At 47.1% G+C, this 709-nt stretch carries 2 rRNA genes; both read left to right on the top strand.

The features are described 5' to 3' along the window. A 23S ribosomal RNA gene (locus tag ABDH49_09235) occupies positions 1-342 on the top strand; the annotation flags it as partial. A 21-nt stretch (positions 343-363) separates the two neighbouring features. Beyond that, a 5S ribosomal RNA gene (gene rrf, locus ABDH49_09230) occupies positions 364-480 on the top strand. Positions 481-709: the final 229 nt, after the last annotated feature.

Genomic DNA, 709 nt, shown 5'->3' with positions numbered 1-709 from the left:
CCATTATAGGGGTACGTGAGCTGGGTTCAGACCGTCGTAAGACAGGTCGGTCCCTATCTGCGGCGAGCGTAGGAGCCTTGAGGGGGGCTGTCCTTAGTACGAGAGGACTGGGATGGGGGCACCTCTGGTGTACCAGCTGTTCCGCCAGGAGCAGAAGCTGGGTAGCCATGTGCCTAAGCGATAACCGCTGAAAGCATCTAAGCGGGAAGCGCGCCCCAAGATAAGGGCTCCCACTTCTTAGGAAGGTAAGGGTCCAGGAAGACTACCTGGTTGATAGGCCACAGGTGTAAGCTCCGCAAGGAGTTGAGCCGAGTGGCACTAATAACTCGAGGGCTTGGTTGCCTCTTAATAGTATTACTAAACCCAGGCTACCATACCGGTGGGGAAACACTCGGTCCCATTCCGAACCCGATCGTTAAGCCTACCAGGGCCGATGGTACTTCCCTCGCAAGGGGGTGGGAGAGTAGGTCGTAGCCTGGGGTTTAAAAATAAATAAAAGTAATCAATTAAGCTCTGTCCTATAAATCTTAGAAATATTATTTTCAAAAAAGTATGAACGAAGCAGAAACTAAAGCAAAACTTGTAGAGCCAAAACTTAAAGCATCTGGTTGGAATGAAGAAAAAATCTCAAGAGAATTTTACTATAACAAAGATTATATTTATACCGAAGGTAGAATAATCTTAATTGGTTCAGAAGTAAAAAGAGGAA

Source organism: Candidatus Hydrothermales bacterium (assembly GCA_039630235.1).
In the GTDB taxonomy this organism is placed as follows: domain Bacteria; phylum Hydrothermota; class Hydrothermia; order Hydrothermales; family JAJRUZ01; genus JBCNVI01.
This window is presented reverse-complemented; position numbering and strand designations above follow the sequence as displayed.